We start from the raw sequence: 24,868 nt of genomic DNA on the forward strand, positions 1-24,868 counted from the left end.
CGGCCGACGCACGCTGAAGGACATGCAGAACTCCGTGACGCCCACGCACTGCCCGTACTGCGCCCTGCAGTGCGGCATGAACCTGACCCCCGCTCCGGACGGGACCGTCGAGGTGAGCGAGCGCGCGGACTTCCCGGTGAACCGGGGGGCGCTGTGCAGCAAAGGCCGCACCGCGCCCGCGGTGCTCTCGTCCCGGGTGCGTCTGACCTCCCCGTTGGTGCGCTCCGGGGGCACGCTCGTGCCCGCCACGTGGGACGAGGCGCTGGACCGGATCGCCGAGGGGCTGTCCCGCACGCGCACGGAGCATGGCCCGGACGCGTGCGGGGTCTTCGGCGGCGGCGGCCTCACCAACGAGAAGGCGTACACGCTGGGCAAGTTCGCGCGGGTCGTCCTCGGCACCTCGCAGATCGACTACAACGGGCGTTTCTGCATGTCGTCCGCGGCGGCCGGTGGCATGAAGGCGTTCGGCCTGGACCGCGGGCTGCCCTTCCCGCTGGAGGACATCCCGAAGTCCGGCTGTGTGATCCTCGTCGGCTCGAACCTCGCCGAGACCATGCCGCCGTCCCTGCGGTTCTTCACCGAACTGCGGGAGAACGGCGGCACGCTGATCGTCATCGACCCGCGCCGCACCAGGACCGCCGAGCAGGCCGACCTGCATCTGATGCCCCGGCCCGGCACGGACCTCGCCCTCGCGCTCGGGCTGCTGCACCTGGTGGTGGCGGACGGCCTGGTCGACGAGGAGTACGTCAGTGAGCGCACGGCCGGCTGGGAGGACGCGCGGGCCGCCGCGATGGCCCACTGGCCGGAGTACGTGGAGCGGATCACCGGGGTGCCGGTGCCCCAACTGCGCGAGACGGTACGGCTGTTCTGCGAGCCGGAGTCCGCGATGGTGCTCACCGCGCGCGGGCCCGAGCAGCAGTCCAAGGGCACCGACACCGTGAGCGCGTGGATCAACCTGTGCCTGGCGACCGGGCGGGCGGGACGGCCGTACAGCGGATACGGCTGTCTGACCGGGCAGGGCAACGGACAGGGCGGGCGCGAACACGGCCAGAAGGCCGACCAGTTGCCCGGCTACCGCAAGCTGGACGACCCGGCGGCGCGGGCGCATGTCGCCGAGGTGTGGGGCGTGGACCCCGACTCGCTGCCCGGACCGGGCCGCAGCGCCTACGAGTTGCTCGACGCGCTCGGCACGGACATCAAGTCGCTGCTGCTGATGGGCTCCAACCCGGTGGTGTCGGCACCGCACGCCGCGCACATCGAGGAGCGCGTCAAGTCCCTCGACTTCCTCGCCGTCTGTGACGTCGTGCTGTCGGAGACGGCGGCCCTCGCGGACGTGGTCCTGCCGGTCACGCAGTGGGCCGAGGAGACGGGCACCACGACCAACCTGGAGGGGCGGGTGCTGCTGCGCCGGCAGGCGATCACGCCACCGGACGGCATCCGCAGCGACCTGGACGTCCTGCACGAACTCGCCGACCGGCTCGGGGTGGAGAAGGGCTTCCCGACCGACCCCGAGGAGGTCTTCGAGGAGCTGCGCCGGGCGAGCGCGGGCGGCCCGGCCGACTACTCCGGGATCACCTACCGGCGACTGGCGCAGGAGAACGGGGTGTTCTGGCCGTGCCCGACGCCCGGGACACCGGCCGGGGCCGGGGGCGAGGGCAGCGCTGACGTCCACCCGGGCACCCCCCGCCTCTTCCTGGACCGCTTCGCCCACCCCGACGGCCGGGCCCGCTTCGTCCCCGTCTCGCACCGGGCGATCGCGGAGGAGCCCGACGCGGAGTACCCGGTGCTGCTGACGACCGGCCGGGTCGTGGCCCAGTACCAGTCCGGCGCCCAGACCCGCCGCGTGGACGAGCTGAACGCCGCCGCGCCGGGCCCGTTCGTGGAGCTGCACCCGCGGCTCGCGGAGCGGCTGGGGGCGGCCGAGGGCGACCCGGTGGCCGTGGTCTCGCGCCGCGGGCGGGCGGTGGCACCGGCCCGCATCACCCTCGGCATCCGCCCGGACACCGTCTTCATGCCCTTCCACTGGTACGGCGAGGGCCGCGCCAACACCCTCACCAACCCTGCGCTGGACCCGACCTCCCGCATGCCGGAGTTCAAGGCGTGCGCGGTGCGGGTGGAGGCGGTGGAGCGGTAGCTCGTCCGAGCAGCCAGTCGCCGCTCTCGATGAGTCTGCCGTGGGTGCGCAGACGGGCGGCGACGGGGGGAGCCGCCACATAGACCCAGGCGCGCACAGACGTGCTGTCGGCCGTGCGGATCACCTGCCGGGCGACCCGTTCGTAGAGATTGCGCGGTCCTCCCGGGGTGTACTCCTCCAACTCGTCGAGGGCGGCGAGCAGTTCGGCGTAGGCGCCGGTCCGCGGGGTGACGAGTTCCCCCATGACCTCTCCCCCGGCCCCCTCGACGGCGTACGGATAGCCGGGCCCGTCGTACAGCAGCGCGCCGGTGAGGCGGCCCGGTTCCTCGGAGCGGATGCGGCCGCGCAGGAAGAGGTCGTGGTTGGCCTCGCCGGGGCGGAGGGTGCCGTAGACGAAGAACGGGAGTCTCGCGGGGGTCACAGAAACGATTCTCTCCTCCCCTGCATCTGCACATCACGCGCTATGGACACGGCTTGTCATGACCTCTTAAATCTTCGACAACGTCCGCGCCACCCCCCACGCGCCCCGTTGGCGCCTTTCAGAGGAGACCGATGAGTCGGATACGGCCGTACGTCCGAGGTGCCCGTTCCCGTCGTCTCGCCACCGCCGGAGTGGCCGCCACCGCCGCCACCCTGCTGGCCGCCGCCCTCTCCCCCGCCGCCGGTGCGGCGGACCGGCCGACCAGGGCCACCGCGCTCGAGAACGCCGCCTCCGTCCTGGCCGACCGGGCCTCGGCGCTGGGGCTCGGCTCCGCCCAGGGCACCAAGGTCCGTGACGTGATCGTCGACGCCGACGGCACGCAGCACGTCCGCTACGACCGTACGTACCGCCACCTCCCGGTGCTGGGCGGTGACTTCGTGGTCCACCTGGCGCCGAGCGGAGCGTACAAGAGCTCCTCGCGCGCCACGAGGAGTGCGATCTCCCTGTCGAGCGTCACCCCGGCCCTGTCCGCCCCGAAGGCGGCCGGCCTCGCGGCGAACGCGCTGAAGGCGGCCAACCTCGGTGAGACGCTGAAGAAGCTGACCGCCAAGCCGCAGCTGGTCGTCGACGCGCTGCACGGGGCGCCGAGGCTGGCCTGGCGGACCGACGCCGCCGCGCAGGACTCCCTCGGCAACCCGGTCGCGCGCACCGTCCTCACCGATGCCCGCACGGGTGCGCAGATCGACGCGTGGGACAGCATCGAGCAGGCGGCCGGGGACGGAAAGTCGCTGTACAGCGGCACGGTCGCGCTGGAGACGACGCAGTCGGGATCGACGTACCAGCTCAAGGACGCGACGCGCGGGAACACGTACACCGGTGACGCGGCGAACAAGACCGACCTGTGCTTCCTGAACATCTGCTTCAGCCGGGCGCCCGCGACCCTGTTCACCGACGCCGACAACCACTGGGGCACGGGGGCGACTTCGGACCGGGCCACGGCTGCGGTGGACGCGCAGTACGGGACCGACGTCACCTGGGACTACTACAAGAAGGTGCACGGGCGGAACGGGATCGGCGGGGACGGCAAGGGCTCCTACAACCGCGTCCACTACGGCAACAGCTACAACAACGCGTTCTGGGACGACACTTGCTTCTGCATGACGTACGGCGACGGTGACGGGACGCAGCTCGGCCCGCTGGTGTCGCTGGACGTGGCGGGCCACGAGATGTCGCACGGCGTGACCTCGAAGACGGCTGCGCTGACGTACTCGGGCGAGTCGGGCGGGCTGAACGAGGCGACCTCCGACATCTTCGGCACGCTGGTGGAGTTCTACGCGGGCAACTCCTCGGATGCCGGCGACTATCTGATCGGCGAGAAGATCGTCCGCTCCGGCTTCGGACGGGACGCCCTGCGGTACATGGACAAGCCCTCCAAGGACGGCAACTCCGCGGACTCCTGGAGCAGTTCGGTCGGCAACCTCGACGTCCACTACTCCTCCGGCGTCGCGAACCACTTCGCGTATCTGCTGGCGGAGGGCAGCGGTGCCAAGACCGTCAACGGCGTCAGCTACAACTCCCCCACCTCCAACGGCTCCACGGTCACCGGCATCGGCCGCGACAAGCTGGGCGCGATCTGGTACCGGGCGCTGACGGTCTACATGACGTCCTCGACGAACTACGCGGGGGCGCGGACGGCCACCCTGAACGCCGCGAAGGACCTGTACGGCGCGGGCAGCACGGAGTACAACGCGGTGGCGGCGGCCTGGAGTGCGGTGAACGTGAACTGACGTTCCCCGCTCGGCCTTGGGCTGCGGCCGCTCCGGGTTCCGGGGCGGCCGCAGCCGTGGGACGAGGCAGGTCCCCCACCAGGCCGAACGTGGGCGCGAGCATGGTGCGCGGACGGCGGCCTCGGCCGCCCGGACGCTCACGGCAGGCCGGGCACGTCACGCGGTGAGGTCGCGGCGAGGTCACGGCGTGCGGCACCCGCAGTCCGCACCGGGTAGCGACGACGCTCTTCGCCGACGAGATCGAGCGGCTCGGCCGACTGCCGGGTTCGTCCGTCTCTCCCACCGAGGCCCGGCGCACCGCGCGGACCGCGCCCCGGCCGGGCACGCCCTCGCCGGTGTCCAGGGCCGGAACCTCGCCCCGGTCGCTTCCGGCGAGCCCTCAGCCGAAGTCCGGCAACGTCACCGTGCCGTCGTCCGCCAGGGGGAAGCCGGGGTTGTACGCCACCTCCCAGGCGTGGCCGTCCGGGTCCGTGAAGGCGCTGGAGTAGAAGCCGATCTCGTTCACCGCGGCCGGTTTGGTGACGGTGCCACCCGCCTGCGTCACCGTCGCGAGGAGGGCGTCGACCTCCGCCTCCGAGCGGACGTTGTGAGCAAGGGCGATACCGCCGAAGCCGTGTCCCGGCCCAGGCCCCGGCTCCGGCCCCGGCTCCAGTCCGCAGTCCTTCGCGAGCTTGTCCCGGCTCCACAGGACCAGGCCCAGGCCGCCCGCCTGGAAGAAGACCGTCTCCGCGACCTCCTGGCCGCGCCAGCCGAGGGCCTCGTAGAAAGCCTTGGACCGGGCGAGGTCCGAGACGCCCAGCGTGATCAGGGTGATGCGCTGTTCCATGCCCATCGCCCCACGGTAGCGCCGACACGGGACACCGACGCGACGCCCTGACCGGTGCAGCGGCTTGCCGTGGGAGACCGCTCACCCGCCGTACGGCCTCGCCGTCCTCCCCTCCCGCAGTACCTTCCCCCACCACACCAACTGGTCCAGCATCGTCTTCGCCACCGCGTCCGGGCCCGACGGGTCCTTCAGGCGGCCGTCGGTGAAGGAGCCTCCCGCGTTGTGGAAGCTCACCGTGTCCCTGACCGTCACCGCGTGGAGTTCGGCGAAGACCTGGCGCAGGTGCTCCACGGCTCGCAGGCCGCCCGAGATGCCGCCGTAGGAGACGAGGGCGACCGGCTTGGCCTGCCACTCCGTGAAGTGCCAGTCGATCAGGTTCTTGAGGCCGGCCGGGTAGCTGTGGTTGTACTCGGGGGTGAGGACGACGAAGGCGTCCGCCGAGGCGAGTTTCGGGGTGAGGGAGGAGGGCGGCGAGAGGGTCGGGGCCATGGACATGGGCAGGTCGGCCTCGGCCACGTCGACGACGTCCGCGACCAGGTCGTCGCGGTCGCGGAGGCGGTCGAGGAGCCAGTCGGCGACCACGGGACCGAAGCGGCCGTGGCGGTTGCTGCCGATGACCAGGGTGACGCGGAGAGGTGCGGTGTCTGTCTGCATGAGGGACAGCCTGATACCTCGACCAAAGTTGAGGTCAAGCACGGACCGCGGCCGCCGGATCACCCGTTCACACGCGTACCCTGCACCCTTCGGGTTCTCTTCGCCGGCCCGCCCGCCGCACGGCGATGACCTGCTGAAACTCCGGCCGAACCGGCCCGTGTCAGAGCGATCTGACACCCATTCACCGCATTTCTGACGCGCCCTCAGGAAGCGGACTCGGCCCACTGCCACTTACCTCGAAGGCACAGGGACCCACCGAGAGCTCGAAGGAGCACCATGCGCCCCACCACCCGCCTGCTGACCGGCAGCGCGCTCGCCGTCGCCGCCGCGGGCCTCCTCTGTACGCCCGCGTACGCCGGGGACACGGACGGGCTCGAGGTGGTCCCGTCCTCCGTGGTGCCGGGCGGGCAGGTCACCGTGAACACGGCGGCGTGCGGGGACGGCGGCACGGCGGCGGGCGACGCCAGCGCGGTGGGCGCGGGCACCTTCACGCTGGCGCCCAGCACGCACGAGGGTGACGCCATCGGGCAGTTCCGGGTGCCGCCGAGCGCGCAGCCGGGGACGTACGAGATCGTCGCGACCTGCGCGGCGGGCGACCGGCGGGTGACCGGTGACCTGGTGGTCACGCTGACGTCCCAGCGGCAGCCGGTGTATCCCAGGGGAAGTGTGAAGACGGGGGTCGGTGGCGCTCTGGGCCCCGATCCCGTGCAGACCGCGGCCGGCGTGGCGGCTCTAGCCGTCGCCGCCGCGGGCGGTACCTGGCTCCTGCATCGCCGGGCGAGAGGCGACGGGATCTGACGGACACCCTCCGCTGTCCGTCCGCCGGTACCGCATGTCCCCTCCCCCTCCGGGTCCGACGCCCCTCGCGGCCCGGAGGGGGACGGGCAGGCCGACCGTAGAGGAGGTTCCTGTGCGCAACCGCAACCGCAACCGCTGCTTCGGCAACACCGCCATAGCGGGCGTCACCGTGGTGGCCCTGTGCTCCGGCGCGTGGCTGCTGCGCAGCGGCGCCGAGACGCACCCCCCGCCGCAGCCGTCCGCCGCCGAGGCGCGCGCGGACGGGGACAGCGGGCGGTCCGCCGCGCCCGCCCTGCCGCCGTCCCCGCCCGACCGCGTCCGCATCCCCGCGATCCATGTGAACGCGCCGCTGATGGGCCTGGCCCTCACGCCCAGCGGCAGCCTCGATGTGCCGCCCGCCTCGAAGAAGAACCTCGCCGGCTGGTACGAGGCCGGCACCACCCCCGGCGAGACGGGCACCGCGATCGTCGCCGGGCATGTCGACAACGCCGACGGACCCGCCGTCTTCTACGACCTCGGTGCCCTCCGGAAGGGCAGCGCGATCGAGGTGGACCGGCGCGACGGAAGCGTCGCGGTGTTCACGGTGGACGCGGTCGAGGTGTACGACGCTAGGAACTTCCCCGACGAGAAGGTGTACGGCGCCGCGAAGCGGCCCGAGCTGCGGGTGATCACCTGCGGCGGGGGCTACTCGCGCTCGACCGGTTACCGGGGCAACGTGGTGGTGTTCGCGCACCTCACGGGTGACCGCTGACGACCGCCTCGGCGATGATGCGCGCGCAGTCCGGGGACTCGGTGCGGGTGGTGTCGACCTCGATGTCGTAGACCACGCCCTGGTGGACGCTCTCCGCCTGCTTCTCGGCCATCCCCGGCACCCGGTCGCCCCGCGCCGTCTCACGTCCCGCGGCGACGGCGGCCTCGCAGCGCACACCGACCCACAGGACCTCCAGTCCGGCCAGGGCGTGTCGCCAGCGTTCCTGGGAGCGGGGGCCGCCGAGGAAGACGTCGTCGACGACGACCCGGGCGCCGGCGCGGGCGGTCGCGGCGAGGCCCGCCATCCAGGCCGCCTCCAGCCTCGTGAAGTCCGCCCCCACGCTCACCCCGCCGTCCGCGGTGACCTCCAGGCCCGCGTCCGACGCCTGGAGGACCGGGGGCATCGAGTCGACGAAGTCGTCGATGCCGAAGGCCAGCCACGGGTCGGGCAGCACGGTCTGAAGGCAGCGGGCGAGGGCTGTCTTGCCGGAGCTGGAGCCGCCGTTGAGCACGATCACCTGAGTCGTCACGGCGTCACGGTAGCGCCGGGCGAGCCGTTGTTCGTACGCAATATCCGCGCCCCGCGCGGAGACGACGGCCCCCAGGACGGCCGGCGCGGCGGCCGACTGCCATCGGACGGCACTTGGTCGAGCGGACATCGTCGGTCCTCCCGCGTCGGTATGGCAGCCGACGATCCGGGCGGCCGGGAGGCCGGGCATTGGGACCGGATCGCGGTCAGCGGCCCGTCGGGCGTGATCGCGGCCCCGCGGGACGGGATACATGCAGGTCCCACCCACCATGCCCGCCCGGGGGACGAAGTCCTCACAGCGCAGCCCCGCCGCCCGCCCCGAACCCTCACACCCGCCCCCGGCCCCAGCTGAGGGCAGCGTTCCCCGCGGGAAACAGAGGTGATGCGGTCGGGTAACACCCGCAACGCACGCTCGTGGACATGACCTCGAATACGCGTGTGGTGGTGATCGGCGCCGGGCTCGCGGGCGTCCGGCTCGCCCGGCGGCTCGGAGAGCTCGGCACGCCCGTGACGCTGATCGGCGAGGAGGAGCACCGCCCGTACAACCGGGTGCTCCTCGCCGAGGTGCTGGCCGGGCGGTACACCCCCGAGGTGATCGCGCTCCCGGCGCCGGCCGCGCTGACCCGTGCCCGGGTCACCGGCATCGACCGCGGGGCACGGACCGTCGAGTGCGCGGACGGTTCGAAGATCGCATACGACCGACTGGTTCTGGCCACCGGCTCGAACCCGGTGCTGCCGCCGCTGCGCGGGCTGTTCACCCCCGACCACGAGCTGCCGCGGGGCGTCCACGCCTTCCGCACCATGGACGACTGCCTGGGCCTTTCCGAGGCGGTCCGGCCGGGAGTGAAGGCGGTCGTGATCGGCGGCGGGCTCCTCGGGGTCTCCGCGGCCCGCGCGCTCGCCCAGCGCGGCGCCCAGGTCATACTGGCCCAGCAGTCCGAGCGGCTGATGGAGCGCCAGCTCGACCCGAGCGCGTCCAAGCTCGTCCGGCGCCACCTCGGGGACCTCGGCGTCGAGGTCCACACCGATCTGCGCGTGCGGGACGTGCGCTGCGTCGGCGGGGCGGTCCGCTCGGTCGAGATGGCCGACGGATACGCCCTGGACGCCGAGATCGTGGTCCTGGCCTGCGGGGTCCACCCCCGTGTCGGCCTCGCGCAGACCGCGGGCCTCGAGGTGCGCAAGGGGATCGTCGTGGACGACGAACTGCGCACCTCCGACCCGTACATCCACGCGATCGGCGACTGCGCCCAGCACGACGGCAACGTCTACGGGCTTGCCACCCCGGCCCTCGAACAGGCCGACGTGCTCGCCGAGTTCCTGGCCGGCCGGACGAACGCCCGCTACACCGGCACCCGTTCGCTGACCCGGCTCACGCTCGCCGGGCAGACCGCCTTCGACCTGGCCGCGTTCGGCGAGACCGAGGCGCTCCCGGGCGACGACGTCGTCCAGCTCGCGGACGCCACCCGCGGCACCTACCGCAAGGTCGTCGTCCGCGACGACCGCCTGGTCGGCGGGGTCCTCGTCGGCGAACTCGGCACCGTCGGCGCGCTCGCCCGCGCCTGGGAGGGAGCAGAGCCGCTGCCCTCCGACGGCGGACCGCTGCTCCACCTGCTCACCAACGATGGAGGCTCCTGATGACCGCCCACCCGGAGGCCATGGAGGCCACCCCCACGATCGTGCTCGTCGGCCACGGCATGGTCGGCCAGCGCTTCCTCGAAGCCCTCGCCGAGCGCGGCATGACCGCCACGCACCGCGTGGTCGTGCTGTGCGAGGAGCCGCGTCCCGCGTACGACCGCGTCGCGCTCACCTCGTACTTCTCGGGCAGGACGCCCGAGGAACTGTCCGTGACGGACATGGAGTTCATCGAGACGCACGGCATCGAGCTGTACGTCGGCGACCCGGCCGTCGCGGTCGACCGCGAGGCGAAGAAGGTCACCGCCCGGTCCGGGCAGGTCTTCGGGTACGAGACCCTCGTCCTCGCCACCGGCTCCTACCCCTTCGTGCCGCCGGTCCCGAACAAGGACGCCGAGGGCTGCTTCGTCTACCGCACGATCGAGGACCTCCTCGCCATCGAGGAGTACGCCAAGACCCGCACCACCGGTGCCGTGGTCGGCGGCGGTCTGCTCGGCCTGGAGGCGGCCGGTGCCCTGAAGGGGCTCGGACTCACCTCCCACATCGTGGAGTTCGCGCCGCGGCTGATGCCGGTGCAGGTCGACGAGGGCGGTGGCGCGGCACTGCTGCGGACCATCGAGGACATGGGCCTGAGCGTCCACACCGGGGTGGGCACGCAGGAGATCGTCGTCGACGAGAGCGGTGCCGTCACCGGCATGAAGCTCTCCGACGGCAGCGAACTCGCCACCGATCTGGTGGTGTTCAGCGCCGGTGTCCGCCCCCGCGACCAACTGGCCCGCGACTGCGGCCTCACGGTCGGCGAGCGCGGCGGCATCGCGGTCGACGAGCAGTGCCGTACCGTCGCCGACCCGCACGTCTTCGCGATCGGCGAGTGCGCGCTGGCCGCCGACGGCCGGGTGTACGGCCTGGTGGCCCCCGGTTACGAGCAGGCCGAGACGGCCGCGGCGACCATCGCCTCAGACGAGGCCTCCTTCCTGGGCGCCGACCTCTCGACCAAGCTCAAGCTGCTCGGCGTGGACGTGGCGTCCTTCGGTGACGCGCACGGCACCGCCGAGGACTGCCTGGACGTCGTGTACTCCGACTCCCGCTCGGGCCTGTACAAGAAGCTGGTCATCGGCCGGGACGGCACGCTGCTCGGCGGCATCCTGGTCGGTGACGCGGAGGCGTACGGCACGCTGAAGGCGTTCACGGGTTCGGTGCCGCCGGTCGCGCCCGAGTCGCTGGTGCTGCCGGCCGGGGCCGGGGAGTCCGTCCAGCTCGGCCCGACCGCGCTGCCGGACGACGCGATCATCTGCTCCTGCAACAACGTCCGCAAGGGCACGATCCGCGCCGCGGTCACCGACCACCAGTGCACGACCGTGCCCGAGGTGAAGAAGTGCACCAAGGCCGGTACGACCTGCGGCAGTTGCGTCAAGGTGCTCGGCCAGCTGGTCACCGCCGAGCTGGAGGCGTCCGGCGTCGAGGTCGACAAGGGCCTGTGCGGCTGCTTCTCGCAGACCCGCGAGGAGCTCTACGAGATCGTCCTGGCCCTGCGCATCAACACCTACCAGGACCTGCTGGACCGCTACGGCCGCGACGGCGCCCGGGGCGGCGACGGCTGCGAGATCTGCAAGCCGGCCGTCGGTTCGATCATCGCCTCCCTCGCCCCGACGATCGGCGCGAGCAACTACGTCCTGGACGGCGAGCAGGCGGCCCTGCAGGACTCCAACGACCACTTCCTCGCCAACATCCAGAAGAACGGCTCCTACTCGGTCGTCCCCCGCATCCCCGGCGGTGAGATCACCCCCGAGGGCCTCATCGTGATCGGTGAGATCGCCCGCGACTTCGGCCTCTACACGAAGATCACCGGCGGTCAGCGGATCGACATGTTCGGCGCGCGGGTCGAACAACTCCCCCTGATCTGGACCCGGTTGGTGGACGCGGGCTTCGAGTCCGGCCACGCCTACGGCAAGTCGCTGCGCACGGTGAAGTCGTGTGTCGGCCAGACCTGGTGCCGCTACGGCGTCCAGGACTCGGTCCGCATGGCGATCGACCTGGAGCTGCGCTACCGCGGTCTGCGCTCCCCGCACAAGCTCAAGTCGGCGGTCTCCGGCTGCGCCCGCGAGTGCGCCGAGGCCCAGTCGAAGGACTTCGGCGTGATCGCCACGGCGAGCGGCTGGAACCTGTACGTCGGCGGCAACGGCGGCGCGACCCCGCGCCACGCGGACCTGCTGGCCCAGGACCTCACCGACGCCGAACTGATCAAGCTGATCGACCGGTTCCTGATGTTCTACATCCGCACCGCGGACCGGCTGGAGCGCACCTCGACCTGGCTGGAGCGCATCCCCGGCGGCCTGGACCACGTCCGTGACGTGGTCGTGGAGGACTCCCTCGGCATCTGCGAGGAGCTGGAGTCCCTGATGACGGCCCACGTGGCGCACTACGCCGACGAGTGGGCGACCACCATCAACGACCCCGAGAAGCTCGCCCGGTTCGTGTCCTTCGTGAACGCCCCGGACACCCCCGACCCGGTCGTCGGCTTCGTCCCCGAGCGCGAGCAGATCAAGCCCGACCTGCCGCTGCTGACCATCGGCCACCGTCCCCTGGAAGGAAGCGCCCAGCGATGACCCTGGCACCCGAGACCACCGATCTGAAGGTCGAACTCCAGCTGAACGGCGACTGGTTCGCGGTCTGCGAGCTGGCCCGGCTGCTCCCCGGCCGGGGAGTGGCGGCCCTGCTGCCCGACGGCCGCCAGGCAGCCCTGTTCCGCGACCGCGCGGGCAATCTGTACGCCGTCGACAACCGCGACCCCTTCGGTGGGGCGGCGGTCCTCTCCCGCGGCCTGACCGGCACCCACCAGGGCCGCCCGTTCGTGGCCTCCCCGCTGCTGAAGCAGCGGTTCGACCTGGAGACCGGGCAGTGCCTGGACGACGAGTCGGTGCGGATCACGACGTACGAGGTGCGGGCGGCTTAACACCGGACGCGGAAGGGGCGGTCACCGTTCGGTGACCGCCCCTCGCCCGGATCCGTGCCGTCGCCGTCCCGTCAGGACGGCGGTGTCTCCCGGACCACGAGCGGGCCGACGATCGCGTCCAGTTCCGCGTCCGTGAGGGCGCCTCCGGTGCCCAGGCCCTCCCAGCGTTCCATCTCCCGCAGGCGTTCCACCGGGACGTGGCAGGCGCTGAAGAAGTGGACCATGAGCTGGAAGATCTTGAAGTCGTCCCCCGTCTCCCGCATCACCCAGCGCGCGGCCTCGGAGGCCGGACGGCCTTCCTCGCCGAGCCGGCGCAGTCCGGCCACGATCTCCGTACGGTCGGTCACCTACTCCTCGTTCCTCGGGAGACCGTGACGAGTGCGGCGGCACCCCGCCTCGGGGTACGTCGGCGGAAATCCGCTGGAGGGCGTGAGCCCCCCGTGCTTGCATGGGCCGCATGCTGCCCACCGACCGTCTTCTCGCCTTCGCGGCCATGTCGTTCCTGCTGATCGTGATCCCCGGACCCAGCGTGCTGTTCGTGATCGGCCGGGCGCTCGCGCAGGGCCGCCGTGCCGCCCTGACCACGGTGGCCGGGAACACGGTCGGCGCGTACGTGCTGGTCCTCACCGTAGCGTTCGGGGTCGGCTCGGTCGTGGAGCGCTCGGTGCTGGTCTTCACGACCCTCAAGCTCGCCGGTGCCGCCTACCTGGTGTACCTGGGCGTCAAGGCGTGGCGCGGACGCGGGTCGCTGCGCGCGGCGTTCGCCGAGGACGTGGCGGCGGCCGCGGCGGGCCACGGCGGTCTGCGCACGTTCGGGGAGGGGTTCGCGGTCGGTGTGACCAACCCCAAGACCATCGTGTTCTTCGCCGCGGTACTGCCGCAGTTCGTGGACCGCGGCCAGGGACACGTGGCCGCGCAGATGCTGCTGCTCGGGCTGGTGTTCAACGTCATCGCGCTGGTCTCCGACGCCGTGTGGGGGCTGGTCGCGGCGACCGCGCGGGGCTGGTTCGCCCGCTCGCCGCGCCGTCTGTCCCTGGTGGGCGGGGCCGGTGGACTGACCATGATCGGGCTGGGTGTGACGGTCGCGGTGACCGGCCGCAAGGACTGAAGGGGCTGAGGGCTCAGACGTCCGCTCCGGTCGGGAACGTCCTCGGCACTCCAGCCCGACATGGACCCACCCTACGAGCGCCAACCCGTACAACACCCAGCCCACGCCGCCGTGGCAGCCGACGCCACCGGCGCCGCCGTCCGCTTCCCGGCCCGCCCCCAAGTGGGCTCGCAAGCGGTACGTCCTGCCCGCCCTCGCGCTCGCCCTCTTCCTCGGCGTCGGCATAGGCGGCGGCGACCAGGACAGGACGACGAACGACGCCAAGCCGGCCGCCGCCAAACCGCAGCCGACCGTCACCGTGACGACGACGGCGACGGCGACGGCAACCCCCAAGGCGGAACCCGCACCCACCGTGACCACCACCAGGACGGTCAAGGTCACCAGGACGGTCACGGCACAGGCCGAGGCGGACATCGGCTCCGGGTCCGACCCGGGCTCGGACAGCGTCTCCTACGCCAACTGCTCCGAGGCGCGCGCCGCCGGTGCCGCCCCGATCCACCGCGGTGAGCCGGGGTACGCCTCCCACCTGGACCGGGACAACGACGGGGTGGCCTGCGACAGCTGAACCGTCGGCACCGGGCCTGCGGAGAGCTACCGTCCGGTCACGTCACGTTCGCATCACGGGTTTCTCATGTCGCCGACACGGCATCCGCGCCTCACTAGGTTCGTCACCTCATATCCGGCTGATCGTCACTTCTTGATCATGCACGCGGATATCACCATGAACCCGGAGGAACCTGCTGTGAACCTGCTCCGCAAGCCCGGCGCCGTCGTCGTCGCCGCGCTGGCGCTGGCCGTGCTGCCGGGCGCCGCCTCGGCACACGACGGTGACCACCCGTTCGAGAACTGCACCGAGGCGTACGCCGCCGGCCACGCGAACATCCCCAAGGGCGACGAGCACTACGGCAGCCATCTCGACCGGGACGGCGACGGCATCGCCTGCGACCGGCCGCCCGCGGGGTTCAGGGCCCACGACGACAAGGCGGCCGCGGACACCGGCACGAAGGGGACGCACCTCGCCGAGACCGGCGGCGGGGGCGACACCACCGTGTACGTCGCCGCCGCGGGCTCGGCCGTCCTGCTCACCGGCGGTGCGCTGGTCGCGTCGGCCCGCAGGCGCCGCGCCACCCGCTGAGGCGCGGACACGGGAGAGGGGGCGGCACCCCCGCACAGGGTGCCGCCCCCTCTCTTCGTGATCCGGAACCGCCGCCCATCGGATGAGGGTCGGGGACGGGCGGCGGATCCGGGGTTCCAGGGGCCGTCAGTGGTCCTCAGCGGTCTACCGGTGGTCGCTTCCGTTCGCCGTGATCGCCGCGCGCCCCGCCTCCAGGCGGGCGACCGGGATACGGAACGGCGAGCAGGAGACATAGTCCAGGCCCACCTCGTGGAAGAAGTGGACCGACTCCGGGTCGCCGCCGTGCTCACCGCAGACGCCGAGCTTGAGGTCGGGCCGGGTCTTGCGGCCCGCCTCCGCGGCCAGCTTGACCAGGGAGCCGACGCCGTCCTTGTCGATCGTCTCGAAGGGGCTGACGCCGAAGATGCCCTTCTCCAGGTACGCCGTGAAGAAGCTCGCCTCCACGTCGTCCCGGCTGAAGCCCCACACCGTCTGGGTGAGGTCGTTCGTGCCGAAGGAGAAGAACTCCGCCGCCTCCGCGATCTGACCGGCGGTCAGCGCGGCGCGCGGGAGCTCGATCATCGTGCCGATCGCCAGCTTCAGCTCGGTGTCCGTGGCGGCCTCGACCTCGGCCACCACCTGGTCGGCCTCCTCGCGGACGATCTCCAGCTCCTGGACCGTGCCCACCAGCGGGATCATGATCTCCGCGCGCGGGTCGCCCTTCGCGGCCTTGCGCTCGGCCGCGGCCTCGGCGATCGCCCGGACCTGCATGGTGAACAGGCCGGGGATGACCAGACCGAGGCGTACGCCGCGCAGGCCCAGCATCGGGTTCTGCTCGTGCAGCCGGTGCACCGCCTGGAGCAGGCGCAGTTCGTTCTCGTGCGGTTCCTGACGGGACTCCGCCAGGGCCACGCGGACCGACAGCTCGGTGATGTCCGGGAGGAACTCGTGCAACGGCGGGTCCAGCAGCCGTACCGTCACCGGCAGGCCGTCCATCGCCGAGAACAGCTCCACGAAGTCCTGCTTCTGCAGCGGGAGCAGCGCCTTCAGCGACTCCTCGCGCTCGGCCTCCGTGTCGGCCAGGATGAGGCGCTCGACCAGCTCGCGGCGGTCCCCGAGGAACATGTGCTCGGTACGGCAGAGCCCGATGCCCTGCGCGCCGAAGCGACGGGCGCGCATCGCGTCCTCGGCGTTGTCCGCGTTGGCCCGGACCCTGAGGCGGCGCTTGCGGTCCGCGAACGCCATGATCCGGTGCACGGCCTCGACCAGCTCGTCGGCGTCGTTGGCACCGGCGTGCATCCGGCCCTCGAAGTACTCCACGACGGGCGAGGGGACGACCGGGACCTCGCCGAGGTAGACCTTGCCGCTGGAGCCGTCGATGGAGATGAGGTCGCCCTCCTCCACCACGTGTCCGCCCGGGACCGTCATCCGGCGCCGCTTGGTGTCGACCTCCAGCTCCTCCGCGCCGCAGACACAGGTCTTGCCCATGCCGCGCGCGACGACCGCCGCGTGGGAGGTCTTGCCGCCGCGCGAGGTCAGGATGCCCTCGGCCGCGATCATGCCGTCGAGGTCGTCGGGGTTGGTCTCCCGGCGGACCAGGATGACCTTCTCGCCCGAACGCGACCACTTGACGGCGGTGTACGAGTCGAAGACCGCCTTGCCGACGGCCGCACCCGGCGAGGCCGCGATGCCCCGGCCGACCTGGGCGACCTTGGTGTTCTCGTCGAAGCGCGGGAACATCAGCTGGGCGAGCTGGGCGCCGGTGACCCGCTGGAGCGCCTCGGCCTCGTCGATCAGGCCCTGGTCCACCAGCTGGGTCGCGATCCGGAAGGCGGCGCCCGCCGTGCGCTTGCCGACCCGGGTCTGGAGCATCCACAGCTGACCGCGTTCAATGGTGAACTCGATGTCGCAGAGGTCCTTGTAGTGGTTCTCCAGCGTCGCCATGATCTGCATCAGCTGGTCGTACGACTTCTTGTCGATCTGCTCCAGCTCCGCGAGCGGGACGGTGTTGCGGATGCCCGCGACCACGTCCTCGCCCTGGGCGTTCTGGAGGTAGTCGCCGTAGACGCCCTGGTGGCCGGAGGCGGGGTCACGGGTGAAGGCGACACCGGTGCCGGAGTCCGGGCCGAGGTTGCCGAAGACCATCGAGCAGACGTTGACGGCCGTGCCGAGGTCGTGCGGGATGCGCTCCTGACGGCGGTAGAGCTTGGCGCGGTCGGTGTTCCAGGAGTCGAAGACCGCGTGGATGGCGAGGTCCATCTGCTCGCGCGGGTCCTGCGGGAAGTCCCGGCCCGCCTCCTTCTTGACGATCTTCTTGAAGGCGGTGACGAGCTTCTTGAGGTCGGTGGCCTCCAGGTCGGTGTCGACCGTGACCTTCTTGGCCTCCTTGGCCTTCTCGAGGGCCTCCTCGAAGAGGTCGCCGTCGACGCCGAGGACGGTCTTGCCGAACATCTGGATGAGGCGCCGGTAGGAGTCCCAGGCGAAGCGGTCGTCGCCGGACTGCTGGGCGAGCCCCTGGACCGACTTGTCGGAGAGCCCGATGTTGAGGACCGTGTCCATCATTCCGGGCATGGAGAACTTCGCGCCGGAGCGGACCGAGACGAGCAGCGGGTCGTCGGCCTGGCCGAGCTTCTTGCCCATGCGCTGCTCCAGCGCGCCGAGGTGCGCACTCACCTCGTCACGCAGTGCCGCCGGCTCCTCGCCGCTGTCGAGGTAGACCTTGCAGGCTTCGGTCGTGATGGTGAAGCCGGGGGGAACGGGGAGTCCCAGGTTGGTCATCTCGGCGAGGTTCGCGCCCTTGCCACCCAGGAGGTCCTTGAGGTCCTTGTTTCCCTCGGTGAAGTCGTAGACGAACTTCGCTACGTGAGGTTCTTTGTTTTCCGACACGGGTCTCGACTCCCTCGAGGACGCGGTGGCTGCCCTGACGGCGAGGAACATACCCAGTTCGAAGGCGTCTGGGGAGGTCTGATCGGGCGTCATGCGCCCGTAACCAGCCGTCCGCCAGCGGATCGAAAGTCAAAGCTTGGCAAGCGACAGGCCTCCGGTGTTTTCACTTGTTGAACGCACGGTCCCTCATAACCTGCCTGGGGCGCTCACGTGAGCGGCTATTCGCACGCTTGATTTCGATCGATGAACGATCAAGGGGTGGCACTCAGTGCCACCCCTTGGAGAAGTGCAGTCGCTCATGATCCGCTCATCCGAGCGCCTCCCTTCTCAAGGGTGGCGAGAATCACGCTGCCACAGGCGCACGGATTTCACCATGCGGACGGCTCTTCGGACAGAAACGCGGACGTCATACGCCCATGGCGAGCAACCGCTCCTCGACCCGCTCGGGCGCGTACAGATGCTCCACGACCAGCGCGCCCGCACCCACCAGCCCGGCCCGCTCCCCGAGCCGTGAGGTGACGACCTCGAGGTGGGCGGTCGAGCGCGGCAGCGCCCGCTGGTACAGCAGCTCCCGGACCCCCGTGAGGAAGGAGGTTCCGGACAGATCCCCGGCGATCATCAGGACGCTGGGGTTCAGCAGGGTCACGACCGTCGCCAGGACGTCCCCGACCTGCCGCCCCGCCTCCCGCGCGAGCGCCGCCGCCTCGGGATGCCCGGACGCCAGCAGGTCCCGCACATCCGATCCGGAGGCCGCGGGCACCCCGGCCGCCGCCAGCCTGCGGGCCACGGCACCGCCGCTCGCGACGGCGGCGAGGCAGCCGTAGGACCCGCACCGGCACAGCGCCTCCGCGCCCGCCGGCACCCGGATGTGGCCCAGGTCGCCGGCGCCGCCGTCGATGCCCCGGTAGAGCGAGCCGTCGACCACGACTCCGGCGCCGATGCCGGTCGAGACCTTGACCAGCACGAACGCCGAGCAGTCGGGGTAAGCCGTGCGCTGTTCGCCGTATGCCATGAGGTTGGCGTCGTTGTCGACGAGCACGGGGAGGGGACCTGCCCCGGTGTGCTCGGTGAAGGCTCGCGCGAGGCGGCTCCTTATGTGGTAGCCGTCCCAGCCGGGCATGATCGGCGGCTGGACCACCCGGCCGCTCTCCAGGTCGACGGGGCCCGGCACGGCGAGCCCGATCCCGCAGACCTCCTCGGCCCGGTGCCCCGCCTTCTCCACCAGCTCGGCGAACCAGCGGCCCAGCTCGCCGAGCACGGCGTCCGGGCCGTCCTCGATGGCCAGGGTGCCGCTGTGCTCGGCGAGTATCTCGCCGGTCAGGGACAGCACGGCCGCGCGGGCGTGCCGGGTCTCCAGGTCGGCGGCGAGGACGATCGCGTGGGCGTCGTCGAACTCCAGGGTTATGGAGGGGCGGCCGCCCAGCGGGGAGTCCACCGGGCCCCCGGCCCCCTCGCGCAGCCAGCCTGCGCGGAACAGCCGGTCCAGGCGCTGGCCGACGGTCGCCCGGGACAGTCCGGTGGCCTGCTGGAGCGCTCCGCGCGTGACGGCTCGCCCGCTGCGGACCAGCTCGAGCAGATCTCCGGCGCCGGTCAGACTCCGTCCGGTCATGCGCACCCCCTTGTGTTTCTCAACTCTGCATTACATTCTGGGTTTTGCGTGTTAAATAGACGTAACCCTACGGTAGCCATGACCGAACCGGTCAGCCATACGTCTTTCGGGGAGCCCCGAGTGGATCGCACTGCCCAGCTCATCACCCGTTCCGCGGCGCGTTCGATCGCATACGATCCGCCGGGTTCGTCACATTCCCTGCACGTCGGGGCGGCGAGGGTGCTGAAAGGCAACTGGACCGGCGCCTCCACGGTGCCCTCGCGCGGCCTGTACCCGCACCAGTGGTCCTGGGACTCCGCGTTCATCGCGATCGGCCTGCGCCACCTCTCGCCGCTGCGGGCGCAGACCGAGCTGGAGACCCTGCTGGCGGCCCAGTGGGGCGACGGACGTGTCCCGCACATCGTCTTCAACCCCTCCGTCCCGCTCGACGCGTACTTCCCGAGCCCCGACTTCTGGCGCTCCTCGACCGCGGGGCGCACCGCGGGCGCCCCGCGCACCGTACAGACGTCCGGCATCGTGCAGCCACCGGTCCACGCCCTGGCCGCGTGGCTGGTGCACCGCGCCGACCCCGGTCTGTCGCGGTCGCGCGGCTTCCTGGCCCGGGTGTACCCGCGCCTGGCCGCCTGGCACCGCTATCTCCTGCACCGCCGGGACCTGGGCGGCGGGGGCCTCGCGTCCGTCGTGCACCCCTGGGAACAGGGTATGGACAACAGCCCGGCCTGGGACCTCCCGCTCTCCCGCGTCACACCGGCCCCGGCCCGCTCCTTCCGCCGCGCCGACCTGGACCACGGGGCGGCCGAGGACCGGCCGACGGACCTGGACTACGGACGGTACGTGCGGCTGGCGACGGACTACCGGGACGCCGGGTACGCCGACGGCGGCGGCTCGTTCGCCGTCGAGGACCCCGCGTTCAACGCCCTGCTCATCGCCTCCGAGCACGCCCTCGCCCGGATCGCCGAGGAACTGGGCGCGCCCGGCACGGCCCGGCACGCGCGCGCGGAGCGGCTCACGGCGGCGCTGGTGGAGCGGCTGTGGGACCCGGCGAGCGGGATGTTCCTGTGCCGGGACCTGCGGGCGCCCGCCGCGGACGGGCGCGGAGCCCTGCTCCCTGACCGCACAGTCTCGGGCCTGATCCCGCTCCTGCTCCCCGGCCTCCCGCGGGACCTCGTCGCGACGCTGGTGCGGACGGTCTGCGGCCCCCACTTCGGGCTGGGCACCACCACCCGCCTCGTCCCCAGCCACGACCTCCTCGGCGAGGCCTTCGACCCGCACCGCTACTGGCGCGGCCCGGCCTGGTTCAACACCGCCTGGCTGCTGGAGCGAGGGCTGCGCACCCACGGGAGGCACCGACAGGCCGACACGCTGCGGGAGTCGGTCCTCGAACTCGCCGAGGCCACCGACTTCGCGGAGTACGTCGACCCGTACACCGGCGAGGCCTGCGGGGCGACCGGCTTCAGCTGGACCGCCGCGCTCGCGCTCGACCTGCTGCACAGCGACACCGCGGTCACGCACGGCACCGCAGGCACGCACGGCACCGCGGTCACGCACGGCACCACAGTCTCGGCGGACAGGGAACTCAAGGGAGGGGACCGGCGATGACGGATCGGCATCATCTGCTCGTGCACGGTGGGACGTTCGCCGCCGTGGGCGACGGCGGGGACATCAGCGGCGTCCGGAACGGCAGCTCACCGGACGGGTTGTTCGTACGGGACGCCCGGCATCTGAGCCGCTGGCAGCTCACGGTCGACGGGGCGGTCCCGGAGGCCCTGTCGCCGGTCGCCGACGGGGACACCGCGCGCTGCGTCCTCGTCCCGCGCGGCGGCCGTCAGGAACCCCCCGCGCACACCCTGTTCCGCGAACAGGCGGTGGGGGACGGCTCGTTCGTCGAGTCCCTCCGGGTCACCAGCAACCGCCCGGTACCGACGACGGTCCGGCTCGCGGTCACCGCGGACGCCGACTTCGCCGACCAGTTCGAACTCCGCTCCGACCACCGCACCTACCCGAAGACCGGCGCGACCCGCTTCCGCGAGGTCCGCGAGGACGGCGTGGAGTTCAGCTACCAGCGCCGCGAATGGCGTTCCTGTACGACGGTGACATCCGACCCCGTCCCGGACGGTGTGGAGGAGACCGGCACCGGAGCCAGGCGCCTGGTCTGGACGCTCGACCTGGAGCCGCACGGCACGGCCGAGCTGACCCTGCGGGTGATGGCCCGCCCGCACGGCGACAGGCGGGCCCGCCGGGTGCCGAGCTCCCCCGCCGCCCTGAACCGCGAACTCCTCGCGATGGAGGGCGAGTTCGTGGAGGGAGTCGCCTTCCCGACCGGCTGGCCGGAGCTCGCGGCCGCCTGTGCCCGAGGTCTCGCCGACCTCGCCTCGCTCCAGGTCCCGGCGACCGGCCCGGACGGCGAGGAACTGCGCGTCCCGGCCGCCGGAGCCCCCTGGTTCCTCACCCTCCTCGGCCGTGACGCCCTCCTCACCGCGCTCTTCGCCCTCCCCTACCGCCCCCAGCTGGCCGCCGCGACCCTCCCCGCGCTCGCCGCGACCCAGGCCACCGAGACCGGCGCGGCCTCCGTGGCCCAGCCCGGCAAGATCGTGCACGAGGTACGGCACGGGGAGCTCGCGCACTTCGAGCAGGTGCCGTACGGCCGCTACTACGGCTCGGTCGACGCCACGCCCCTGTTCCTCGTCCTGCTCGGCGCGTACGTGGAGCACACCGGGGACGTCTCGCTCGCCCGGCGCCTGGAGCCGCACGCCCGTGCCGCGGTCGGCTGGATGCTCGACCACGGCGGCCTCACCTCGCGCGGCTACCTCGTCTACCGCTCCGACCAGGGCGGCCTCGCCAACCAGAACTGGAAGGACTCCCCCGGCGCGATCTGCGGCGCCGACGGAACGCGGGCGAGCGGGCCGGTGATGGCGGCGGGCGCCCAGGGCTACGCCTACGACGCGCTGCGCCGGACCGCGTCGGTCGCGCGCACGGTGTGGGGCGACGAGACGTACGCGGCGCTCCTCGAACAGGCCGCGGCGGATCTGCGGGACCGGTTCCAGCGGGACTTCTGGATGCCGGACCGCTCGTTCCCGGCGCTGGCCCTGGACGGGGAGGGCCGGCAGGTCGACGCGCTGGCCTCCGACGCCGGGCATCTGCTGTGGTCGGGCCTGCTCGACAAGGAGTACGGCGAGCTGGTGGGGCGGCGGCTGCTGGCGCCGGACTTCTTCTCCGGGTGGGGGGTCAGGACACTGGCGGCCGGACAGGCGGCGTACCACCCGTTGTCGTACCACCGGGGCTCGGTGTGGCCGCACGACAACGCGCTGATCACGCTCGGTCTCGCCCGCTACGGACTGCACGACGAGGCGCGGGCGGTGGCGCACGGGCTGGTGGACGCGGCGACGGCGACCGGCCACCGCTTGCCGGAGGTGCTGGCGGGCTACGGCCGGGACACCCACGGCGAGCCGGTGCCGTACCCGCACGCGTGCGTGCGCGAGTCCCGGTCCGCCGCGGCACCGCTGGCTCTGCTGACGGCGGTGGGAGGCGCGTGAGCGAAGGGACGGGCCGAGGGCCGGCATCCGGCCGTTGACCAAGCGTTGGTGCGGTGTTTGCCCCGACCGGTGAACTCCGGGCCCGAGCCCTCCGTACGGGACGGTGGCGGATCCGAGACCCCATATCGGATCCGCCTTCTCCCAGGACCCGTACGGAAGGACCCTCGGGTGTCCGAGACCCTTGCAGAGAGCACGTCACCCGAGGCCGAGGCGACGGGTACGGACGGTCCGCCGGCCGGGAAGCCGTCCTGGCGCACCGCGCACCCCACGGCCGTACGCAATATCCGCTGGGCCCTCAACATCCTCGCCGCCCTTCTCGTCCTCGGGGCCCTGCTCCTGCCGAACAAGCTCACCCATCTGCACCTGCGGGAGTTCGTGCGGATTCCGGCGGAGGCGATCCTCGGGGCGGCGGTGATGCTCGCGGTGCCGCGTCGGCCCCGCGTGGTGGTGGCCGCGGTGTCCGGCGCGGCGCTCGGGGTGATGACGATCCTGAACCTGCTCGACATGGGGTTCAACGACTACCTCGGGCGGCCCTTCAACCCCGTCCTGGACTGGGAGCTGCTCGACGACGCGCAGTCGTACGTCGCGGACTCGATGGGCCGGGCCGTGGCGGTCGGAGCCGTGATCGGCGTCATCGTCCTCGTACTCCTGCTGCTGTCCCTCATGACGCTGGCGATGGTCAGACTGAGCGGCCTGCTGGTCCTGGACCGCCGGATCGCCACCCGCGGAACCCTCCTCGCCGCCACCGTCTGGGTCACCTGCTCCGCTCTCGGCCTCCAGATCGCCGGCGTCCCGCTGGCCTCCCAGCACACCGCCGCGCTCACCGCGCGCGAGGGTCAGCAGGTGCTGCAGACCGTGCGGGACGAGGCGGCCTTCGCGAAGGTGGCCAAGGTCGACGCCTTCGGGAACACACCGGGCTCCCAGCTCGTGCCCGACCTGCGCGGCAAGGACATGATCTTCACCTTCATCGAGAGCTACGGCCGCAGTGCCGTCGAGGACCCGGCCATCGCGCCCGGCGTGGACAAGACCCTCGACACCAGCACCGCGGCCCTCGCGAAGGCCGGCTTCCACGCGAAGAGCGGCTGGCTGACCTCGGCGACGTACGGCGGCAGCAGCTGGCTCGGCCACTCGACGACCCTGTCCGGCCTCTGGATCGACAACCAGCAGCGCTACCGCACGGTCATGGCCAGCGACCACCTCAGCCTCACCAAGGCCTTCAAGAAGACCGGCGACTGGGACACGGTCGGGGTGATGCCGGGCGTCCAGAAGGGCTGGCCCGAGCAGAAGTACTACGACCTCGACAAGGTCTACAACGCCTTCCAACTCGGCTACAAGGGACCCAAGTTCAGCTGGTCGACGATGCCCGACCAGTACGCCCTGGAGGCCTACCAGCGCCAGGTCCACGGCAAGAAGCGCGACAAGCCGCTGATGTCCGAGATCATCCTGACCTCCAGCCACCAGCCGTGGGCGCCCATCCCGAAGATGGTCGACTGGAACGAGCTCGGCGACGGCTCGATCTTCAAGGCCATCCAGAAGGCGGGCAACAAACCGTCCGACATCATCGCCGACTCCACCCGCTCCAAGCAGGAGTACGGCAAGTCCATCTCGTACTCGGTCACGTCACTGACCCAGTGGCTGGAGCGCTACGGCAGCGACGACACAGTCCTCGTCTTCCTCGGCGACCACCAGCCGATCGCCCGGGTCAGCGGGGAGAACGCCAGCCGTGACGTGCCGATCTCGATCGTGGCCAAGGACCCGAAGGTGCTCGACAGGATCGCGTCCTGGAACTGGACGGACGGCCTGAAGCCGGCGCACAACGCCCCGGTCTGGAAGATGAGCTCCTTCCGAGACCGCTTCCTGACGGCGTACGGCTCTACTCCGCACCCGTCGAAGGGGTGACGCTTCACGGGGTGCGAGGTGAGGCTGTCGTGCGAGTGCGGGCCGGTGGGGGCTGGTCGCGCAGTTCCCCGCGGTGCCGCTGCGCTGGGCTTGGACGGGGCGCCTGAGGGGGTGCCGGGTGAGGTTGTCGGGCGGGTGCGGGCCCGTGGGGGCTGGTCGCGCAGTTCCCCGCGCCCCTAGGGGGTTGCAGTCACCTGCGCCACGATGGGCCGCAAGCCGCGTACGGCGAGAAGGG

General features: G+C 71.8%; 20 protein-coding genes. 13 read left to right on the forward strand and 7 right to left on the reverse strand.

Going from position 1 to position 24,868, the window contains the following annotated elements:
* The first annotated feature begins 22 nt into the window (after nt 1-22).
* On the forward strand, nt 23-2,134 hold the full coding sequence (locus ACFVYN_RS36305) for a molybdopterin oxidoreductase family protein (protein ID WP_390006378.1): 2,112 nt from the start codon (nt 23-25) through the stop codon (nt 2,132-2,134).
* Here ACFVYN_RS36305 and ACFVYN_RS36310 read toward each other — a convergent pair.
* Nucleotides 2,094-2,555: a gamma-glutamylcyclotransferase family protein gene (locus ACFVYN_RS36310; protein WP_390006379.1), complete on the reverse strand. Its 462-nt coding sequence runs from the start codon at nt 2,553-2,555 to the stop codon at nt 2,094-2,096. The two genes, ACFVYN_RS36305 and ACFVYN_RS36310, sit on opposite strands and share 41 nt — an antisense overlap.
* A 131-nt stretch (nt 2,556-2,686) precedes the next feature.
* Here ACFVYN_RS36310 and ACFVYN_RS36315 point away from each other — a divergent pair, with 131 nt between their 5' ends.
* Complete coding sequence (locus ACFVYN_RS36315; protein WP_390006380.1) at nt 2,687-4,342, forward strand: M4 family metallopeptidase; 1,656 nt, start codon at nt 2,687-2,689, stop codon at nt 4,340-4,342.
* A 379-nt stretch (nt 4,343-4,721) separates the two neighbouring features.
* Here the strand turns inward: ACFVYN_RS36315 and ACFVYN_RS36320 are convergent, their stop codons facing one another.
* Both ACFVYN_RS36320 and ACFVYN_RS36325 read right to left on the reverse strand, forming a co-directional pair.
* Nucleotides 4,722-5,168, reverse strand: a complete 447-nt coding sequence (locus ACFVYN_RS36320; protein ID WP_390006397.1) for a VOC family protein — start codon at nt 5,166-5,168, stop codon at nt 4,722-4,724.
* 81 nt (nt 5,169-5,249) lie between these two features.
* On the reverse strand, nt 5,250-5,822 hold the full coding sequence (locus ACFVYN_RS36325; protein WP_390006381.1) for an NADPH-dependent FMN reductase: 573 nt from the start codon (nt 5,820-5,822) through the stop codon (nt 5,250-5,252).
* 276 nt (nt 5,823-6,098) lie between these two features.
* Here ACFVYN_RS36325 and ACFVYN_RS36330 point away from each other — a divergent pair, with 276 nt between their 5' ends.
* Together ACFVYN_RS36330 and ACFVYN_RS36335 are read left to right on the forward strand one after the other, a co-directional pair.
* The gene (locus ACFVYN_RS36330; RefSeq protein ID WP_390006382.1) at nt 6,099-6,620 is read left to right on the forward strand and encodes a hypothetical protein; all 522 of its coding nucleotides are present in this window, start codon (nt 6,099-6,101) and stop codon (nt 6,618-6,620) included.
* A 112-nt stretch (nt 6,621-6,732) separates the two neighbouring features.
* Nucleotides 6,733-7,371, forward strand: coding sequence for a class F sortase (locus ACFVYN_RS36335; RefSeq protein WP_390006383.1), 639 nt, complete (start codon nt 6,733-6,735; stop codon nt 7,369-7,371).
* Here the strand turns inward: ACFVYN_RS36335 and cpt are convergent.
* Nucleotides 7,355-7,900 (reverse strand): chloramphenicol phosphotransferase CPT, encoded by a 546-nt coding sequence (cpt, locus tag ACFVYN_RS36340; protein WP_390006384.1) that lies wholly within the window; start codon nt 7,898-7,900, stop codon nt 7,355-7,357. The two genes, ACFVYN_RS36335 and cpt, sit on opposite strands and share 17 nt — an antisense overlap.
* Before the next feature lie 419 nt (nt 7,901-8,319).
* On the opposite strand from cpt, the gene ACFVYN_RS36345 reads away from it, so the two are divergent.
* Genes ACFVYN_RS36345 through nirD form a run of 3 tightly spaced genes read left to right on the forward strand, consistent with a single transcriptional unit; the run spans nt 8,320 to nt 12,484 of the window.
* A complete protein-coding gene (locus tag ACFVYN_RS36345; RefSeq protein ID WP_390006385.1) occupies nt 8,320-9,534 on the forward strand; it encodes an NAD(P)/FAD-dependent oxidoreductase in 1,215 nt (404 codons plus the stop codon).
* Nucleotides 9,534-12,137 (forward strand): nitrite reductase large subunit NirB, encoded by a 2,604-nt coding sequence (gene nirB, locus ACFVYN_RS36350; protein ID WP_390006386.1) that lies wholly within the window; start codon nt 9,534-9,536, stop codon nt 12,135-12,137. Before ACFVYN_RS36345 ends, nirB begins: the two co-directional genes overlap by 1 nt.
* On the forward strand, nt 12,134-12,484 hold the full coding sequence (nirD, locus tag ACFVYN_RS36355) for a nitrite reductase small subunit NirD (protein ID WP_390006387.1): 351 nt from the start codon (nt 12,134-12,136) through the stop codon (nt 12,482-12,484). The genes nirB and nirD overlap by 4 nt, the downstream gene beginning before the upstream one ends.
* 71 nt (nt 12,485-12,555) lie before the next feature.
* Here the strand turns inward: nirD and ACFVYN_RS36360 are convergent, their stop codons facing one another.
* Entirely contained in the window at nt 12,556-12,831 is a 276-nt protein-coding gene (locus ACFVYN_RS36360; RefSeq protein WP_390006388.1) for a hypothetical protein, read from the reverse strand.
* A 110-nt stretch (nt 12,832-12,941) separates the two neighbouring features.
* Between ACFVYN_RS36360 and ACFVYN_RS36365 the strand changes: the two genes are divergently transcribed.
* The 3 genes from ACFVYN_RS36365 to ACFVYN_RS36375 all read left to right on the forward strand — a co-directional run bounded on the left by ACFVYN_RS36365 (nt 12,942) and on the right by ACFVYN_RS36375 (nt 14,727).
* Nucleotides 12,942-13,592, forward strand: coding sequence for a LysE family translocator (locus ACFVYN_RS36365; RefSeq protein WP_390006389.1), 651 nt, complete (start codon nt 12,942-12,944; stop codon nt 13,590-13,592).
* Nucleotides 13,593-13,890: 298 nt separating this feature from the next.
* Entirely contained in the window at nt 13,891-14,157 is a 267-nt protein-coding gene (locus ACFVYN_RS36370; protein WP_390006390.1) for an excalibur calcium-binding domain-containing protein, read from the forward strand.
* Between the two features lie 177 nt (nt 14,158-14,334).
* Nucleotides 14,335-14,727 (forward strand): excalibur calcium-binding domain-containing protein, encoded by a 393-nt coding sequence (locus tag ACFVYN_RS36375; RefSeq protein WP_390006399.1) that lies wholly within the window; start codon nt 14,335-14,337, stop codon nt 14,725-14,727.
* Nucleotides 14,728-14,871: 144 nt separating this feature from the next.
* Here ACFVYN_RS36375 and ppdK read toward each other — a convergent pair whose 3' ends face one another.
* Nucleotides 14,872-17,592, reverse strand: a complete 2,721-nt coding sequence (gene ppdK / locus ACFVYN_RS36380) for a pyruvate, phosphate dikinase (protein WP_390006392.1) — start codon at nt 17,590-17,592, stop codon at nt 14,872-14,874.
* Nucleotides 17,593-17,998: 406 nt separating this feature from the next.
* The gene (locus ACFVYN_RS36385; RefSeq protein ID WP_390006393.1) at nt 17,999-19,201 is read right to left on the reverse strand and encodes an ROK family protein; all 1,203 of its coding nucleotides are present in this window, start codon (nt 19,199-19,201) and stop codon (nt 17,999-18,001) included.
* Nucleotides 19,202-19,321: 120 nt separating this feature from the next.
* On the opposite strand from ACFVYN_RS36385, the gene ACFVYN_RS36390 reads away from it, so the two are divergent.
* From ACFVYN_RS36390 to ACFVYN_RS36400, 3 genes are all read left to right on the forward strand, one after another.
* Nucleotides 19,322-20,800 carry a hypothetical protein gene (locus ACFVYN_RS36390; RefSeq protein ID WP_390006394.1) on the forward strand — a complete coding sequence of 493 codons (1,479 nt, stop codon included), beginning with the start codon at nt 19,322-19,324 and terminating at the stop codon, nt 20,798-20,800.
* Nucleotides 20,797-22,734 (forward strand): glycogen debranching N-terminal domain-containing protein, encoded by a 1,938-nt coding sequence (locus ACFVYN_RS36395; protein ID WP_390006395.1) that lies wholly within the window; start codon nt 20,797-20,799, stop codon nt 22,732-22,734. The genes ACFVYN_RS36390 and ACFVYN_RS36395 overlap by 4 nt, the downstream gene beginning before the upstream one ends.
* 168 nt (nt 22,735-22,902) lie before the next feature.
* On the forward strand, nt 22,903-24,633 hold the full coding sequence (locus ACFVYN_RS36400) for a CDP-alcohol phosphatidyltransferase (protein WP_390006396.1): 1,731 nt from the start codon (nt 22,903-22,905) through the stop codon (nt 24,631-24,633).
* The last annotated feature ends 235 nt before the right edge of the window (nt 24,634-24,868 follow it).

Source organism: Streptomyces sp. NPDC058307 (assembly GCF_042880295.1).
Classification (GTDB): Bacteria; Actinomycetota; Actinomycetes; order Streptomycetales; family Streptomycetaceae; genus Streptomyces.

Coding starts and splice junctions, on each gene's coding strand:
- ACFVYN_RS36365 (WP_390006389.1), top strand. CDS start 12,942: ATGCTGCCCACCGACCGTCTTCTCGCCTTCGCGGCCATGTCGTTCCTG.
- ACFVYN_RS36320 (WP_390006397.1), bottom strand. CDS start 5,168: ATGGAACAGCGCATCACCCTGATCACGCTGGGCGTCTCGGACCTCGCC.
- nirB (WP_390006386.1), top strand. CDS start 9,534: ATGACCGCCCACCCGGAGGCCATGGAGGCCACCCCCACGATCGTGCTC.
- ACFVYN_RS36330 (WP_390006382.1), top strand. CDS start 6,099: ATGCGCCCCACCACCCGCCTGCTGACCGGCAGCGCGCTCGCCGTCGCC.
- ACFVYN_RS36345 (WP_390006385.1), top strand. CDS start 8,320: ATGACCTCGAATACGCGTGTGGTGGTGATCGGCGCCGGGCTCGCGGGC.
- ACFVYN_RS36395 (WP_390006395.1), top strand. CDS start 20,797: ATGACGGATCGGCATCATCTGCTCGTGCACGGTGGGACGTTCGCCGCC.
- ACFVYN_RS36325 (WP_390006381.1), bottom strand. CDS start 5,822: ATGCAGACAGACACCGCACCTCTCCGCGTCACCCTGGTCATCGGCAGC.
- ACFVYN_RS36305 (WP_390006378.1), top strand. CDS start 23: ATGCAGAACTCCGTGACGCCCACGCACTGCCCGTACTGCGCCCTGCAG.
- ACFVYN_RS36385 (WP_390006393.1), bottom strand. CDS start 19,201: ATGACCGGACGGAGTCTGACCGGCGCCGGAGATCTGCTCGAGCTGGTC.
- nirD (WP_390006387.1), top strand. CDS start 12,134: ATGACCCTGGCACCCGAGACCACCGATCTGAAGGTCGAACTCCAGCTG.
- ACFVYN_RS36315 (WP_390006380.1), top strand. CDS start 2,687: ATGAGTCGGATACGGCCGTACGTCCGAGGTGCCCGTTCCCGTCGTCTC.